The following is a 14,980-nucleotide window of genomic DNA, read 5'->3' on the forward strand; positions in this document are numbered from 1 at the left end:
CCTGATGTGGGAGGGAGTGGCTGCTCGCCGCTCCCTCCCCACATTATCGGCCGTGTGCTATCGGCGCAGGCCGAGACGCTCGATGAGGCTGCGGTAGCGCGTGATGTCCTTGCTCGCGAGGTACTTGAGCAGGCGGCGCCGACGGCCGACGAGCAACAGCAGCCCGCGGCGGCTGTGGTGGTCGTGCTTGTGGGTCTTCAGGTGCTCGGTGAGCTCGCTGATGCGCTTGCTCAGCAGGGCGACCTGCACCTCGGGGGACCCGGTGTCCCCGTCGCCGGTACCGTACTCGGCGATGATCTGCTTCTTGGCTGCGGTGTCGAGCGACACGGCTCTCCTTTTCGTGGCTACGGGCACACGAGACACGACTGGCACGAGCGACCATGTGTGCCTACAGTCGCCGTGACCGGCCGGCGGGCAGCGCTCAGCAGCGCCGGAACCGGGCCGACACGTCAGGCTACCACCGCCGTGGAGGGCTTCGCCGCACAGCGCCACAGGGACCCGGCCACAGGACCCGGTTACCGGAACCGCGTCACAGGCGCCGGTGTCAGGACTCGCCGCCGGTGAACCGGCGGGCCTGTGCGACGTCGCGGTGCATCTGCTCGATCAGCGCGTCGATGGAGTCGAACTTGACGGTGTCGCGCAGCCGCGCGCCGAAGTCCACGACGACGTGCACGCCGTACAGGTCGAGGTCGTCGCGGTCGAGCGCGTAGGCCTCGACGGTGCGCTCCACACCCTCGAAGGTCGGGTTGGTGCCGATCGAGATCGCCGCGGGCCACCGCTCCCCCTCGTACGGGGACGGCGACTGGGTGCACTCCAGCCATCCGACGTAGACGCCGTCGGCCGGGATGGCGGTGAACGACGGCGACTCGACGTTGGCCGTGGGGTACCCGAGCAGGGAACGGCCGCGCTGGTGGCCGCGCACCACCACACCCTCGACCCGGTGGGGCCGGCCGAGCGCGTCGGCCGCGCCGGCGACGTCGCCGGCGGCGAGCAGCTCGCGCACCAGGCTGGAGGAGATCGCCTCGCCGTCGCTGACCAGCGGCACGCTCTCGGCCACGAAATCGTACTTCTCGCCGAGCTCGCGCAGGGTCTCGACGTTTCCCGCCGCCTTGTGGCCGAAGCGGAAATTCTCCCCCACCACGACCCCGGCGGCGTGCAGGCGGTCGACCAGGACGGCCTGCACGAACTCGTCGGGGGTCATGCGGGAGAACTCCAGCGTGAACGGCAGCACGCACACCGCGTCGACGCCGAGCGCGCCGAGCAACTCGGTGCGGTGCCTGGCGGTGGTCAGCCGCGGCGGATGCGTGCCGGGCCGTACCACCTCATCCGGATGCGGATCAAAGGTGATCACGACCGAGGGCACACCGATGCGCCGCGCCATGGCCACCGCGTGCGCGACCATGCGCTGATGGCCGCGGTGCACACCGTCGAACACCCCGATCGTGACGACGGACCTGCCCCAGTCCCCGGGCACGTCGTCGAGTCCGTGCCAACCCTGCACCTCGACCTCGTTCCTGTGCTGACGGCCGCGCTCACCGCCTTCAAGCCTGCCATGAGCGCCGGGTTCCATGCGCCCCCGGCACGAGGGTAGCCGAGCGGCCGCCTCCGCCGGTCATGGGGACGTGTTCTTGAGGGGTCACAGTGACGCCTTGAGGCCGGAGCCGCACAGGGGTGCCACGACGACCTCGCCGGGGGCCGTGCCGAGGCCGCTCACGGCGGCGTAGGCGACCGCGCCGGTGGGTTCCACCCACAGGCCGCGCGAGGCCAGCGCGGCGTGCGCGGCGGCGATCTCGTCCTCTGAGACGGTCACCACAGTGCCGCCGGTGTCGCGGACGATCTCCAGCACGCGCGGGCCGCGCACGGGTGCGGCGATCGCGATGCCTTCGGCGGCCGTCCGGCCCGGCCGTACCGCGGTGACCTCGCGCGCGCCTGCGGTGTACGCCGCGGCCACCGGAGCGCACCGCTCGGCCTGCACGGCGACGACGCGGGGGACGCGGTCCACGAGTCCGGCGTCGCGCAGCGCGGCGAACCCGAGGTAGGCGCCGATGACGAGGGTGCCGTTGCCGGCCGGCAGCACCAGCGTGTCCGGGGCCGTGCCGAGCCGCTCGAAGATCTCCAGCGCGTAGGTCTTGACGCCGTCGTGGAAGAACGGGTTGTACACGTGGCTCGCGTAGAAGGCGCCGGTGCGCTCGACCCGCTCGGCCGCCGCCGTGGCGGTGTCCTCACGGGACCCCGGCACCACGGTGACCTCGGCGCCGTGGCCCGCGATCTGCTGGACCTTCTTGGCGCTGGTCCCCTCAGGCACGAAGATCTCGGCACGCAGGCCCGCTCTGGCCGCGTACGCCGCCATGGCCGTGCCGGCGTTGCCGCTGCTGTCGCACACCACGCGCTCGGCGCCGAGGAGCCTCGCCACGGTGGCGAGCGTCACCGCGCCTCTGTCCTTGAACGATCCGGTCGGCGAGGCGTACTCGACCTTGAGCAGCAGACCGGGGTCGCCGTCCGGTGAGGCCCTGATCAGCGGCGTCAGGCCCTCGCCGAGGGTGAGGCCGAGGGACGGGACGGCGAGCGCGTCCGCGTACCGCCACAGCCCCTCCTCGGTGGAACGCGGCCGCCAGGTGAAGGGGACGGCGGCGAGGTCGAGCGGGCCGCCGCAGTCGCACCGCCAGCGTGCCGCGTCCGGCACATAGGAGCGGCCACAGGCGCAGGTGTAGTGCGGGAGCGCGTCGCGCATGCGGAAAGCCCTTCCTCGCCGAAGCCACGGGACGCGGACCACCCTAGGGGCCACCGGAGCCGAACATTCTTCCGGTGAGTCGGATATCGAAGGCTACTCGCGGGTAGCTATGTGGCGAGACACCGATGGCAGGACCCGTGGAGGTGGCGATGAGCGACTACGACAAGGCGCGAGAGGTCGCCGAGCAGGCCCGCGAGCAGGAGTGGACGCGGCCCAGCTTCGGCAGGCAGCTGTTCCTCGGCGACTTCCGTCCCGACCTGGTGCACCCCGCGCCGAAGCTCAGCGAACGGGAGACCAAGAAAGGCGAGGAGTTCCTGGCGTCACTGCGCCGCTACCTGACCACACATGTGGACCCCCTGCAGATCGAACGGACCGCGCAGATCCCCGACGAGGTGATCAAGGGACTCGGCTCGATCGGCGCGTTCGGCATGACCATCGACGAGGAGTACGGCGGGCTCGGGCTCAGCCACCTGTACTACACGCGAGCCCTGATGATGGCCGCCTCCTGCTCCCCCGCGCTCAGCGCGCTGCTGTCGGCCCACCAGTCCATCGGCGTGCCGCAGCCGCTGCGGCTGTTCGGCACACCCGAGCAGAAGCAGCGGTTCCTGCCGCGGTGCGCGCGCGGCGAGATCTCCGCGTTCCTGCTGACCGAGCCGGACGTCGGGTCCGACCCGGCGCGGCTGGCCACCACCGCGGTACGCGACGGCGACTCGTACGTGCTCAACGGCGTCAAGCTGTGGACCACCAACGGCGTGGTCGCCGACCTGCTCGTCGTCATGGCCCGCACCGGCGCCAAGATCTCGGCGTTCGTCGTGGAGGCGGACTCCCCCGGCATCACGGTCGAGCACCGCAACGCGTTCATGGGCCTGCGTGGCATCGAGAACGGCGTCACCCGTCTCAGCGACGTCCGGGTCCCGGCCGAGAACCTGATCGGCCGCGAGGGCCAGGGCCTGAAGATCGCGCTCACCACCTTGAACACCGGCCGCCTCTCACTGCCGGCGACCTGCGCCGGCGCCGCCAAGTGGGCCACCAAGATCGCTCGCGAGTGGAGTGCCGCGCGCGTCCAGTGGGGCCACCCGATCGGCGAGCACGAGGCCGTGGCCGGCAAGATCGCCTTCATCGCCGCCACCGCGTACGCACTGGAGGCCGTCGTCGACCTCGCCAGCCGCATGGCCGACGACGAGACCAACGACATCCGCATCGAAGCGGCGCTCGCCAAGCTGTACGGCTCGGAGATGGCGTGGCGCGTGGCCGACGAACTGGTACAGATCCGCGGCGGCCGCGGCTACGAGACCGCCGAGTCCCTGCACGCACGCGGCGAACGCGGCGTCCCCGCCGAACAGGTCCTGCGCGACCTCCGCATCAACCGCATCTTCGAGGGCTCCACCGAGATCATGCACCTGCTGATCGCCCGCGAGGCCGTAGACGCACACCTGTCCGTGGCCGGCGGCCTCATCGACCCCAAAGCCGACCTCAAGGCCAAAGGCAAGGCCCTGACCCAGGCGACAGCCTTCTACGCACGCTGGCTCCCGGCCCTCACCACCGGCCCCGGCCAGTTCCCCACGTCCTACCAGGCCTTCGGCACCCTGGCCCCCCACATGCGCTACGTGGAGCGCACCAGCCGCAAACTGGCCAGAGCCACGTTCTACGCCATGTCCCGCTGGCAGGGCCGCCTGGAACACAAACAAGCCTTCCTGTCCCGCATAGTCGACATAGGCGCCGAACTCTTCGCCATAACCGCCACCTGCGTCCGAGCCCAGGAAGACTCCCGCACCCACGGCCCGGCCCCGGTGGAACTGGCGGACGCCTTCTGCCACCAGTCCAGACTCCGCGCGGAAACCCTCCTGTCCCACCTGTGGACCAACTCCGACACCACCGACGTCCGCCTCTCCCGCCACATCCTGGAAGGCCGCCACACCTACGTCGAAGACGGCGTGATAGACCCGTCCCTGGACGGCCCCTGGATCGCCCCCACCACCAACCCCACCGGCACCAACGTCCACCGCCCCATCCACTGAACGGCCCTGTTCTCACCCACCGCGAGCAACGGCAAGTACGGGTGGGGTTCCCAACACACACCAACGGACCGCGACCAGCATTCCGCCGGCAGAACCCCACCCACAACCCTCCGAAAACAACAGCCAAGCGAACGGACAAGCCCCTGAACGGCCCTGTCTTACCCGCCGGAAGCGACCAGAAGCGGGGCAAGCGACCGCAGAAGCGGGGCAGGGGTGCCGGGCTCCCTCCCGCCGGAGCTGACCGCAGGAGCGGGCCCGGACGCTCCCCTGGAGACGACGACCAGCAGGTTGGCAAAGGAACTCCCACCCGAACACGGACCCACCCCGCACGGGTAAAAAAGGGCCGTCCGCGGTCTCAGCTCATGAGGTCAGACAAAGACCGCCAGAGGCCGTGCGGTGTGGCCGTGTTCCTCGACCAGGGCCAGGAGGGTGCCGTCGGGGGCGAAGACGCCGATGGGGCCCGCTCCTAGGCCGGGGGCCGGGAGGGGGGCGCCGTGGGAGATCTGTTTGGCTTGGGCTTCTGTGACGTTCAGGCGGGGGAAGGCGGCGGATACGGCTTCGGCTATGGGGAGGATGGTGCAGTCGGTGGTGAGCTGGTCGATGGTGCGGGCCAGTTGGAGGTCGTAGGGGCCCACTCTGGTGCGGCGCAGGGCGGTGAGGTGGCCGCCTACGTTCAGGGTGGCGCCTAGGTCGCGGGCCAGGGAGCGGATGTAGGTGCCGCTGGAGCAGCGGATGACGGCGTCCACGTCGATCATGTCGGCGGTGTGGCGGATGGCGGTGATGTCGAAGGAGTGGACGGTCACGGGGCGGGGCTTGAGTTCGACCTCCTCACCTGCTCTGGCGCGTTTGTAGGCGCGCTCGCCGTTGACCTTGATGGCGCTCACCTGTGGGGGGATCTGGGTGATGGGGCCGGTGAGCGTGGCGACCGCGGAGAGGATGACGGGGTCCGCCACATGAGCGGCCGAGCATTTCGCCAGGGGCTCGCCTTCGGCGTCGTCGGTCGTCGTGGTGGCCCCCAGGCGCATCGTGGCCTCGTAGACCTTTTCTGTGAGGGCGAGGTGGCCGAGGAGTCTTGTCGCCTTCTCGACGCCGACCACCAGCACGCCGGTGGCCATGGGGTCCAGCGTGCCGGCGTGGCCGACCCTGCGGGTGCCGGCGAGGCGGCGCAGTTTGCCGACCACGTCGTGGGACGTCCACCCGGCGGGCTTGTCCACCACGATCAAGCCGCTCGGCGGCACCGGACGCGCGCTGGTCATCGTCGTTCGCTCCTGTGAGACGTCGTCAGGGGACGGAGGCAGGCCATAAGGCCGCGGGAACGGCCGGCGTCCGGCCGCCGTGGGGAGGGGACGCCGGTCGGCCACGAGGCGGTGGGAACAGCCGGTGCTCGGCTGCTGGGGCTTCGGGTCGGGACGGGGGCCGGCCACGGGACGGAGGTCAGGTGCAGCCCCGGGTGGTGCGGGGGCCGAGTTCGGCCACGACCTCGCGGAAGCGGGAGACGGTGCGGTCGGGGGGGTCGTGGGAGGTGTAGCCGGCGGCGAGGGTGTGGCCGCCGCCGCCTAGGTGGGTGCAGGCGCGGCCGACGTCGACGCCTCCCTTGGAGCGGGTGGAGACCTGCCAGGCTCCCTCGTCGTCTTCCTTGAGGACCATGGCGATGTCGGAGCCGTCGGTGCGGCGGACCACGTCGATGATGCCTTCGACCTCGTCGTACGGCAGGCAGTAGGCGGCGCGGTCGGCGCGGGGGACGAACGTCCACACCATGCCGAGGCCTCCGGCGGCGTCCTCGTCCAGTGCGCAGCGGTCCAGCGCGGCGCCGAGGACCTTGAGGTAGCCGAACGGTGAGCGGTCCCACAGTTCGCGGGCGATCTCGTCGGTGCGCAGGCCGGCGGCGACCAGGCGGGCCGCCATGTGGTGCACGGCCGGGGTGGTGCAGGAGTGCCGGAAGGACCCGGTGTCGGTGACCAGGCCGGTGTACAGGCACGTGGCGACGTCGCGGCCGATCGGCAGGCCGAGGCGGCCGATGAGCTGCTCCACCAGGGTGGCGGTGGACGCCGCGGACGGGTCCACCAGTGACACGGTGCCGAAACCGGTGTTGGACGGGTGGTGGTCGATCACGATCAGTTCGGCCGCCTTGCCGGCGTTCGGCGCGAGCAGGCCGAGCCGGTCCACCGTGGGGCAGTCGAAGCTGATCATCAGGTCGGGCTCGGCGGGGTAGCGGGACGGCGGCACGAGCAGTTCCTGGCCAGGCAGGAACCGCAGCAGCCGCGGCACCTCGAACCGCCGGTCGCCGAACGACGCCACGACACGCTTTCCCGCGCCACGAAGCGCCATGCCGAAGGCGAGCATCGAGCCGAGCGCGTCGCCGTCCGGGGAGATGTGGCACACCAGCGCCACGTCCCCGGCGTCGCCGATCAGCTCGACGGCCCGCTCCCAGCCGGCCGCCGGCATGGGGGTGCGGGGATCCGGGCCGTCCATCACGGCGCGGCCGGTCGTACGTGCGACGTCCCGGCCTCCTCCGTCAGGTCGTCGTCGGCGAAGTCGTCCTCGTCGTCGGGCTTGCGGTAGGGGTCCGCCTCGCCGGCGTGCACGGCGCCTTCCGCCTGCCTGGCGATCAGCTCGTCCCTGGCCCGAGCCTCGGCGAACAACTCGTCCATGTGGCGCGCGTTGTCGGGAAGGGGGTCGTGGCTGAAGGTCAGTGTCGGGGTGTGGCGCACACCGGTCTGGCGGCCGACCTCCGACCTGATGATCCCCTTGGCGCTCTCCAGGGCCGCGGCGGTGTCGGCGCGCTCGGCCTCGGAGCCGAACACGGTGTAGAACACCGTCGCGTCGCGGAGGTCGGCGGTGATCCGGGTGTCGGTCACCGTCACGAAGCCCAGACGCGGATCCTTGATCCGGCGTTCGAGCATCTCGGCGACAACCTGCTGGATGCGGTCCGCAAGTTTGCGTGCGCGTGCTGCGTCCACGATCGCGCTCCCCCTCTATGCCCTCTTTACTCGCTTAACACGCTTAACGACCAGCGGGAGACCAGGCTTCCCGATGCTTCCCGATGCTTCCCGGTGCTTCCCGATGGTCCCTAATCCTCGTCTCCGTTGAAGAGCGACCGCCGTGCGGACAGCAGCTCGATCTCCGGCCGGGACGCGACCATCCGCTCGCATGCCTCCAGCACCTCACCGCAGTTGCCGGGGGAGGCCGAGACGACCGCCACGCCGATCTCGGCGCGGCGGTGCAGATCGAGATGCCCGGTCTCCGCCACGGCGACCGCCGGGAAACGGCGGCGCACCTCGGCGACGATCGGACGCACGACCGAGCGCTTCTGCTTCAGCGAACGGACGTCGCCGAGCAGGAGGTCCAAGGTCAGAGCACCTATGTACATGGCGGTCGCCACGGACGTCATCGGCGGGTGTACGGCGTGGTGCCCGCGGGACGGACCCGCGGGCACCGGATGCCTCGGCCTCGCGTCAGGCGCGCGGCTTCTCCCTCATCTCGAACGTCTCGATGAGGTCATCGATCTTGATGTCGTTGTACCCGACACCGATACCGCACTCGAAGCCCTCGCGGACCTCGGTCGCGTCGTCCTTGAAGCGGCGCAGCGACGACACGGTGAGGTTGTCGGCCACCACGACACCGTCGCGGATGATCCTGGCCTTGCTGTTCCTGGTGATCGTGCCGGCGCGGACCAGACAGCCCGCGACGTTGCCGATCCTCGGGACCTTGAAGACCTCGCGGACCTCTGCGGTGCCGGTCTGGACCTCCTCGAACTCCGGCTTGAGCATGCCCTTGAGGGCCGCCTCGATCTCCTCGATCGCCTGGTAGATGACCGAGTAGTACCGGATGTCCACGCCTTCGCGCTCGGCCAGGTCGCGGGCCCGGACCTCCGGGCGCACGTTGAAGCCGATGATGACGGCGTTGTCGTCGGCGATCGCCAGGTTGACGTCGTACTCGGTGATCGCGCCGACCGCGCGGTGGAGCACCCGCAGGCGCACCTCCTCGCCGACGTCGATCTTGAGCAGCGCGTCCTCAAGGGCCTCCACCGAACCGGAGACGTCACCCTTGATGATGAGCTTGAGCTCGTCGACCTGACCCTTCTCCATGTCCTTGAACAGCTCTTCAAGCGTGCGCCTGCGGCTGGACTTGGCCATGTCGGCGGTGCGCTGACGCGCGGCCCGCTGCTGTGCGATCTGCCGGGCCATGCGGTCGTCGGAGACCACGATGAAGTTGTCACCGGCACCGGGCACGGCCGTGAGGCCGAGCACCTGGACCGGAGCCGACGGCCCCGCCTCGCTGACGGTGGCGCCGGTGTCGTCGTGCATCGCACGGACGCGGCCGAAGGCCTCGCCACAGACGATGGAGTCGCCGACCCGGAGCGTGCCGCGCTGCACCAGGACGGTCGCCACGGGGCCGCGACCCCGGTCGAGGTGAGCCTCGATGGCGATGCCCTGAGCGTCCATGCTCGGGTTGGCCCGCAGGTCCAGCTCGGCGTCCGCGGTGAGCAGGATCGCTTCGAGCAGGTTGTCGATGCCGACCCCCTGCTTGGCGGAGATGTCGACGAACAGCGTGGACCCGCCGAACTCCTCGGCGACCAGACCGTACTCGGTGAGCTGGGCCCGCACCTTGGTGGGGTCCGCACCCTCCTTGTCGATCTTGTTCACCGCCACGACCACCGGCACGTCGGCCGCGTGAGCGTGGTTGAGCGCCTCGATGGTCTGCGGCTTCACGCCGTCGTCCGCCGCGACCACCAGCACCGCGATGTCGGTGGCCTGCGCGCCTCGGGCACGCATGGCGGTGAACGCCTCGTGACCCGGGGTGTCGATGAACGTGATCGCGCGGTCGGCGCCCTCGTGCACCGTCGACACCTGGTAGGCGCCGATGTGCTGGGTGATGCCGCCGGCCTCACGGGCCACCACATTGGTGTTGCGGATCGCGTCGAGCAGCTTGGTCTTACCGTGGTCGACGTGACCCATGACGGTCACGACCGGCGGACGGGACTCCAGATCGCTCTCGTCGCCCTCGTCCTCGCCGAACTCGATGTCGAAGGACTCGAGAAGCTCGCGGTCCTCCTCCTCCGGGCTGACGACCTGGATGGAGTAGTTGAGCTCGGCGCCGAGCAGCTGCAGCGTCTCTTCGTTCACCGACTGGGTGGCGGTCACCATCTCGCCGAGGTGCAGCATGATCTGCACCAGCGACGCGGGGTTCGCACCGATCTTGTCGGCGAAGTCGGACAACGACGCGCCGCGCGGGAGGCGCAGCACCTGGCCGTTGCCACGAGGGACCTGCACGCCGCCGATCGACGGCGCCTGCATGTTGTCGAACTCTTGACGCCTCTGGCGCTTGGACTTGCGGCCACGGGTCGGCCGGCCGCCGGGACGCCCGAAGGCACCCGCCGTGCCGCCACGGCCACGCGCGCCGCCGCCACCGGGACGGCCGGCGAAGCCGCCGCCACCGCCGGCACCCGCTCCGGGACCGCCGCCAGGACGGCCGCCGGTGCCGGTGCGAGGACCGCCGAAGCCGCCGCCGCCACCAGGACGGCCACCGCCACCGCCGCCGCCGGGACGGCCACCGCCGCCACCGCCGGGACGGCCCGCGCCGGCCGGACGGCCACCGCCGCCGCCCTGGCCGGGACCGGCCGGACGTGAAGGCATCATCATCGGGTTGGGACGCGGACCACCGGGACGCGGACCACCGGCACCAGGGCCGGGACGCGGGCCGCCGGCGCCGGGACCCGGACGCGGACCGGCCGCTCCGGGCGGGCCGGGACGGGCCGAAGGCGGACGCGGCATGCCTCCGTCGCGCGGCGCGCCGTCACGACGCGGCTCACGGGGGCCGCCTTCGCGACGTCCGTCACGAGGACCGGCGTCACGGCCGGGGCCGCCTTCGCGACCGGGACCACCGTCACGACCGGGACCGCCTTCACGGCCCGGACGCGGCGGACGCTGACCCATGCCGCTCGCGTTCGAGGAGAACGGGTTGTTGCCGGGACGCGGGCCACGCGGGCCGGGCTTCGGCGCACCGGGACGACCGGCTCCAGGACCCGCCGGACGCGGCGCGCCGGGACCACCGGCACCGGAACCACCCGGAGGGGCCGAACGCGGCGCGGGGCCGGGACGCGGACCCGGCTTCGGGCCGGGGCCGGGACGGCCGCCGGCGGACGGCCGCGGCGCGTCGGCGCGGTGACCGCCGTCACGCGGCCCGTCGGGACGCGGCGCGTCGGACCGCGGCACGTCGGTGCGCGGCGCCTCGAACCGAGGAGCCTCGGTGCGGGCCGGCTCCGGACGCGGCGGCACCGGACGCGGCGCCTCGGGACGCGGGGCCGGCGGACGCGGGGTCTCCTGCACCGGCTGCGCCGGCTGCGAGGTGACCTGCTGGTTGGCCTGCTGGTTGACGTGGGGCATCGGAACCGGCGGACGCGGCCCCTGCTGCTGCACGGGGCCGGGCTGCGGGCCGGGTCGCGGACCCGGACCCGGTCGCGGACCCGGCTTGGGAACCGCCTGGCCGTTGCCCTGCTGGCCGTGCGACGGCCGCGGGCCCGGCTTGGCCGGCCCTCTGGACGACCTGTCGCCGCCCCTGGAATCGGAGGATCCTCGGTTGAACGCCTCCGTAAGCTTTCGGACCACCGGCGCCTCTATCGTTGAAGACGCCGATCGCACGAACTCGCCCATTTCTTGGAGCTTGGCCATCACGACCTTGCTCTCTACTCCGAACTCCTTGGCGAGCTCGTAGACTCGGACCTTCGCCACTGCACTCCCTTACTCGGCCCGGGAGGCAGGTGCCGCCGGACCGTCGCTACGTGGACGTACTCATCGCCGCATGCTCATCAGGCGCTCATCGCTATCTGACCCGCCTATCGACTCGGCGTCCTACATGACAGTTGGTAACCATTCACCCGGTCCTACTCTGCGTCAACCCCCGCGAGATGAACCCGCAGACAAGACATGTCGAGCGGCCCCGCGACACGGAACGAACGCGGGAACGCCCGGCGGCGTTCTGCGAGCTCAAGGCAGCGCGGGTCGGGATGCACATAAGCACCACGGCCCGGCGACCTGCCCTGGTGATCGGGGACGACTGCACCCTCGACCACCACCAGGCGGAGCAGCTCGGACTTTACCGTGCGAACCCGGCAGCCCACGCATGTTCTCAGCGGGGCCGCCCGGCCACCATGTTCAAGCTTACCTTGTGGAAGCATCGGCGGGGCCGACCGCGTCCCCCGCCGCCGTCGCCTGGGTATCGGGCCGGATGTCGATGCGCCATCCGGTGAGACGGGCGGCCAGTCGCGCGTTCTGGCCCTCTTTGCCGATCGCCAGCGAGAGCTGGTAGTCGGGAACCGTCACCCGGGCCACGCGAGCGTCGGGGTCGATCACTTCCACATGGGAAACCCTGGCCGGCGACAAAGCATTCCCGACGAACTCGGCGGGATCGTCGGACCAGTCGATGATGTCGATCTTCTCGCCGTGCAGCTCCGTCATCACGTTGCGCACGCGCGAGCCCATCGGGCCGATGCAGGCCCCCTTGGCGTTGACCCCGCCGCGCCGCGACCGCACCGCGATCTTGGTGCGGTGGCCGGCCTCGCGCGCGATGGCCGCGATCTCGACGGTGCCGTCGGCGATCTCGGGGACCTCCAGCGCGAACAACTTCTTGACCAGGTTGGGGTGGGTGCGCGACAGCGTGACCGACGGCCCCTTGTGCCCCTTCTTCACCTGGACCACGTAGCAGCGCAGCCGCTCGCCGTGGACGTACTCCTCACCGGGCACCTGCTCGTTGTGCGGCAGGATCGCCTCGATCTTGCCGAGGTCGACCAGGACGACGCGGGGGTCCTTGCCCTGCTGGATCACGCCGGCGACGAGCTCACCCTCACGGCTCGCGAACTCACCGAAGTTGATCTCGTCTTCGGCGTCCCGCAGCTGCTGGAGGATCACCTGCTTGGCGGTGGTCGCCGCGATGCGGCTGAAGTTGCCAGGCGTGTCGTCGTACTCGCGCAGCACCCGGCCCTCGTCGTCGAGCTCGGCGGCCCAGATGCTCACGTGACCGGACCCGCGGTCCAGCTCCGCTCTCGCCTTGGCCGCCGCGCCTTCCGTGCGGAAGTACGCGATCAGCAAGGCGTCCTCGATGGCCTTGACCACCAGGTCGAAGGAGATGTCCTTCTCTCGCTCCAGGCTGCGCAGGACGCTCATGTCGATGTCCACAAGGATCCCCCCTAGCCCTCGCCGCCGTCGTCGCCGGCGTCTTCCTCGTCGAACCGGTCCTCGTCGTCGAGCCGGCGGAACTCCACTTGCACCCGCCCCTTACCGATCCGCTCCCACTCAAGCCGGCGCGAGGCGCCGTCGATCTCCAGCTCGACGCCGGAGTCGTCGGCCGACAACACACGGCCCTCGATCGAATCGCCGTCGCGCAGATCGGCTCTGACCAGCCGGCCGGTCGCCCTGCGCCAGTGGCGCGGCTCGGTCAGCGGCCGGTCGACACCAGGCGAGGTGACCTCCAGGACGTACGGGCTGCCACCCATCACGTCGGAGTCGTCGAGCGTCTTGGAGACGAGCTGGCTGACGTCGGCGACCTTGTCGAGGCTCACCCCGCCGTCGCCGTCCACGACGACTCTCAGGAGGCGTCGCCTGCCCGCGGGTGTGATCGTGACGTCTTCGAGATCGAGACCCTCTGCGGCGGCGACGGGTGCCAGAAGCTTGATCAGGCGGTCACGTCGAGCATCGGCGCCCATGCTGACCTCCCAGGTGAAATTGTCGGCCACCACGCATGGCGGCCGAAGGCGTACCTCGCCCCAACGGTTATCAAGCCTATCGACACCGGGACGTTGAAGGAGCGTCACTCGGCCACCCACCCGGTGCCGAGCCGTACGATGCTATGTGCGAGTCCAGGACCAGACGTCACCCTCGGGAGGCCGCACCGTGCCTCAGCGTGCCCTGACCCGGCGCGCCGTGCTGCGTGGCACCGCCGCCGGAGCGGCCGTCACGGTCGCCGCCGGCTGCTCGGCACCCGCGCCGGCGCCGCGTGAGCCCGCGCGTCCCGACCCGGAGACCGTGCTGCTGACCAAGGTCATCGCCGCCAAGGAGGAGATGGTGGCGCTGTACGGCCGCGCCGCCGAGCCCGGCACGGGCCTCGCCGCGCAGTTGCGGCCGTTCCAGCAGCGGCACGAGGCCCACCTGGCCGAGCTGCGCCGCCGCCTCCCTCCCCGTGCCACCGCACCGGCCTCCCCGTCGGGCCCACAGCCGTCGCCGGGTCCGTCGTCCCCCGGCGCGTCGCCGCCGGCGGAGAAGGTCTCCCTGGGCCGGCTGCGCCAGCTGGAGCGTGAGGCCGCCGCGACCCGTCCCCGCCAGATCGGCGGCGTGTCCGCCTCGCTGGCCCAGCTCCTGGCCTGCATCGGCGCCTGTGAGGCCGCGCACGCCGTGGCCCTGGCGAGGACGTCATGAGCGATGCCGCCGCCGTGCTGAACAAGGTGCTCGACGCCGAGCACGCCGCCGTCTACGCCTACGGTGTGATCGGCGCGCGCGGCGCCTCCTCCCAGCGCTCCGCCGCCACCGCGGCCTTCAACGCGCACCGCGCACGGCGCGACCAGCTCCGCGGCCTCGTCACCGCGCGGAACGCCACCCCGTCGGAGGCCGCGCCGGGCTACACCTTGCCGTTCCCCGTCGTCACCCCGGCCGACGCCGGCCGTCTCGCCGCGCACGTCGAGGACCGCGTCACCTCCGCCTACCTGGAGCTGGCCTCGGTGGACGAGCCGTCGCTGCGCCGCCTCGCGGCCCTCGCCATGCAGGAGTGCGCCGTCCGCGCCTACAGCTGGCGTCCCACCATCCAGCCGCTCCCCGGCTGGCCGGCCGGCCCGCCGACCCCTTCATCGGCCCGGCCGAGCACCTCTCCCCCGGTGTCCCTGAGCCAGTGACGACCCGCCGATTTCCGCACCGTGCGCCGTAGGTGGTGAAAGTCCCCTATCTATAGGGACTTTTCGGGATAGCTCCATGTTTGCAGTACGTGACACGGGTAGTTCGGGGTGACCGGATACCACGGAGGATCACAAATGGGCTGGACTTACCGGAAGTCGATAAAGATGGGGCCGTTCAGGCTCAACCTTTCGCGCGGCGGTGTCGGACACAGCTACGGCGGTCGTGGCTTCCGCGTCACCAAGACGGCCGACGGACGGCGGACGATCACCGTCAACCTGCCGGGTGGTCTGCACTGGAAGAAGACGATCGGCAGCAGCAGGCGCTGACCCCCACGAGCCGACCGGCCGCCC

Annotated in this window: 15 protein-coding genes; 4 read left to right on the forward strand and 11 right to left on the reverse strand. The window is 71.2% G+C overall.

Going from position 1 to position 14,980, the window contains the following annotated elements:
- Positions 1–57: 57 nt before the first annotated feature.
- The 3 genes from rpsO to BJ992_RS22935 form a co-directional block, all read right to left on the reverse strand.
- Positions 58–327, reverse strand: coding sequence for a 30S ribosomal protein S15 (gene rpsO / locus BJ992_RS33145; RefSeq protein ID WP_184984313.1), 270 nt, complete (start codon positions 325–327; stop codon positions 58–60).
- Positions 328–544: 217 nt separating this feature from the next.
- Complete coding sequence (locus BJ992_RS22930; RefSeq protein WP_184984315.1) at positions 545–1,501, reverse strand: bifunctional riboflavin kinase/FAD synthetase; 957 nt, start codon at positions 1,499–1,501, stop codon at positions 545–547.
- Positions 1,502–1,636: 135 nt separating this feature from the next.
- The gene (locus BJ992_RS22935; protein ID WP_184984317.1) at positions 1,637–2,731 is read right to left on the reverse strand and encodes a pyridoxal-phosphate dependent enzyme; all 1,095 of its coding nucleotides are present in this window, start codon (positions 2,729–2,731) and stop codon (positions 1,637–1,639) included.
- A gap of 149 nt (positions 2,732–2,880) precedes the next feature.
- Between BJ992_RS22935 and BJ992_RS22940 the strand changes: the two genes are divergently transcribed.
- Complete coding sequence (locus BJ992_RS22940; protein WP_184984319.1) at positions 2,881–4,749, forward strand: acyl-CoA dehydrogenase family protein; 1,869 nt, start codon at positions 2,881–2,883, stop codon at positions 4,747–4,749.
- Positions 4,750–5,117: 368 nt separating this feature from the next.
- Here BJ992_RS22940 and truB read toward each other — a convergent pair whose 3' ends face one another.
- From truB to rimP, 8 genes are all read right to left on the reverse strand, one after another.
- Positions 5,118–6,005: a tRNA pseudouridine(55) synthase TruB gene (gene truB / locus BJ992_RS22945; RefSeq protein WP_184984321.1), complete on the reverse strand. Its 888-nt coding sequence runs from the start codon at positions 6,003–6,005 to the stop codon at positions 5,118–5,120.
- A 178-nt stretch (positions 6,006–6,183) separates the two neighbouring features.
- Entirely contained in the window at positions 6,184–7,221 is a 1,038-nt protein-coding gene (locus BJ992_RS22950; protein WP_184984323.1) for a DHH family phosphoesterase, read from the reverse strand.
- Positions 7,221–7,712: a 30S ribosome-binding factor RbfA gene (gene rbfA / locus BJ992_RS22955; RefSeq protein ID WP_184988752.1), complete on the reverse strand. Its 492-nt coding sequence runs from the start codon at positions 7,710–7,712 to the stop codon at positions 7,221–7,223. The genes BJ992_RS22950 and rbfA overlap by 1 nt, the downstream gene beginning before the upstream one ends.
- Before the next feature lie 107 nt (positions 7,713–7,819).
- Complete coding sequence (locus BJ992_RS22960) at positions 7,820–8,119, reverse strand: DUF503 domain-containing protein (RefSeq protein ID WP_184988755.1); 300 nt, start codon at positions 8,117–8,119, stop codon at positions 7,820–7,822.
- An 85-nt stretch (positions 8,120–8,204) separates the two neighbouring features.
- Positions 8,205–11,480 (reverse strand): translation initiation factor IF-2, encoded by a 3,276-nt coding sequence (infB, locus tag BJ992_RS22965; RefSeq protein ID WP_184984325.1) that lies wholly within the window; start codon positions 11,478–11,480, stop codon positions 8,205–8,207.
- Between the two features lie 152 nt (positions 11,481–11,632).
- Positions 11,633–11,926: a YlxR family protein gene (locus BJ992_RS22970; protein ID WP_184984327.1), complete on the reverse strand. Its 294-nt coding sequence runs from the start codon at positions 11,924–11,926 to the stop codon at positions 11,633–11,635.
- Positions 11,910–12,911: a transcription termination factor NusA gene (gene nusA / locus BJ992_RS22975; RefSeq protein WP_221474941.1), complete on the reverse strand. Its 1,002-nt coding sequence runs from the start codon at positions 12,909–12,911 to the stop codon at positions 11,910–11,912. The genes BJ992_RS22970 and nusA overlap by 17 nt, the downstream gene beginning before the upstream one ends.
- Positions 12,912–12,934: 23 nt before the next feature.
- Positions 12,935–13,450, reverse strand: a complete 516-nt coding sequence (gene rimP, locus BJ992_RS22980) for a ribosome maturation factor RimP (protein WP_184984331.1) — start codon at positions 13,448–13,450, stop codon at positions 12,935–12,937.
- A gap of 187 nt (positions 13,451–13,637) precedes the next feature.
- Here rimP and BJ992_RS22985 point away from each other — a divergent pair, with 187 nt between their 5' ends.
- The 3 genes from BJ992_RS22985 to BJ992_RS22995 all read left to right on the forward strand — a co-directional run bounded on the left by BJ992_RS22985 (position 13,638) and on the right by BJ992_RS22995 (position 14,956).
- On the forward strand, positions 13,638–14,159 hold the full coding sequence (locus BJ992_RS22985) for a hypothetical protein (RefSeq protein WP_184984333.1): 522 nt from the start codon (positions 13,638–13,640) through the stop codon (positions 14,157–14,159).
- Complete coding sequence (locus tag BJ992_RS22990) at positions 14,156–14,629, forward strand: ferritin-like domain-containing protein (RefSeq protein WP_184984335.1); 474 nt, start codon at positions 14,156–14,158, stop codon at positions 14,627–14,629. The genes BJ992_RS22985 and BJ992_RS22990 overlap by 4 nt, the downstream gene beginning before the upstream one ends.
- Positions 14,630–14,764: 135 nt before the next feature.
- Positions 14,765–14,956 carry a DUF4236 domain-containing protein gene (locus BJ992_RS22995; RefSeq protein WP_184984337.1) on the forward strand — a complete coding sequence of 64 codons (192 nt, stop codon included), beginning with the start codon at positions 14,765–14,767 and terminating at the stop codon, positions 14,954–14,956.
- The last annotated feature ends 24 nt before the right edge of the window (positions 14,957–14,980 follow it).

Origin of the sequence: Sphaerisporangium rubeum (assembly GCF_014207705.1) — a bacterium.
Classification (GTDB): domain Bacteria; phylum Actinomycetota; class Actinomycetes; order Streptosporangiales; family Streptosporangiaceae; genus Sphaerisporangium; species Sphaerisporangium rubeum.

Bases quoted from the DNA above. Each gene is read 5' to 3' on its own strand.
- BJ992_RS22935 (WP_184984317.1), bottom strand. From the start codon at position 2,731: ATGCGCGACGCGCTCCCGCACTACACCTGCGCCTGTGGCCGCTCCTAT.
- BJ992_RS22940 (WP_184984319.1), top strand. From the start codon at position 2,881: ATGAGCGACTACGACAAGGCGCGAGAGGTCGCCGAGCAGGCCCGCGAG.
- truB (WP_184984321.1), bottom strand. From the start codon at position 6,005: ATGACCAGCGCGCGTCCGGTGCCGCCGAGCGGCTTGATCGTGGTGGAC.
- BJ992_RS22950 (WP_184984323.1), bottom strand. From the start codon at position 7,221: ATGGACGGCCCGGATCCCCGCACCCCCATGCCGGCGGCCGGCTGGGAG.
- BJ992_RS22960 (WP_184988755.1), bottom strand. From the start codon at position 8,119: ATGTACATAGGTGCTCTGACCTTGGACCTCCTGCTCGGCGACGTCCGT.
- BJ992_RS22970 (WP_184984327.1), bottom strand. From the start codon at position 11,926: ATGCTTCCACAAGGTAAGCTTGAACATGGTGGCCGGGCGGCCCCGCTG.
- nusA (WP_221474941.1), bottom strand. From the start codon at position 12,911: ATGAGCGTCCTGCGCAGCCTGGAGCGAGAGAAGGACATCTCCTTCGAC.
- rimP (WP_184984331.1), bottom strand. From the start codon at position 13,450: ATGGGCGCCGATGCTCGACGTGACCGCCTGATCAAGCTTCTGGCACCC.
- BJ992_RS22990 (WP_184984335.1), top strand. From the start codon at position 14,156: ATGAGCGATGCCGCCGCCGTGCTGAACAAGGTGCTCGACGCCGAGCAC.
- BJ992_RS22995 (WP_184984337.1), top strand. From the start codon at position 14,765: ATGGGCTGGACTTACCGGAAGTCGATAAAGATGGGGCCGTTCAGGCTC.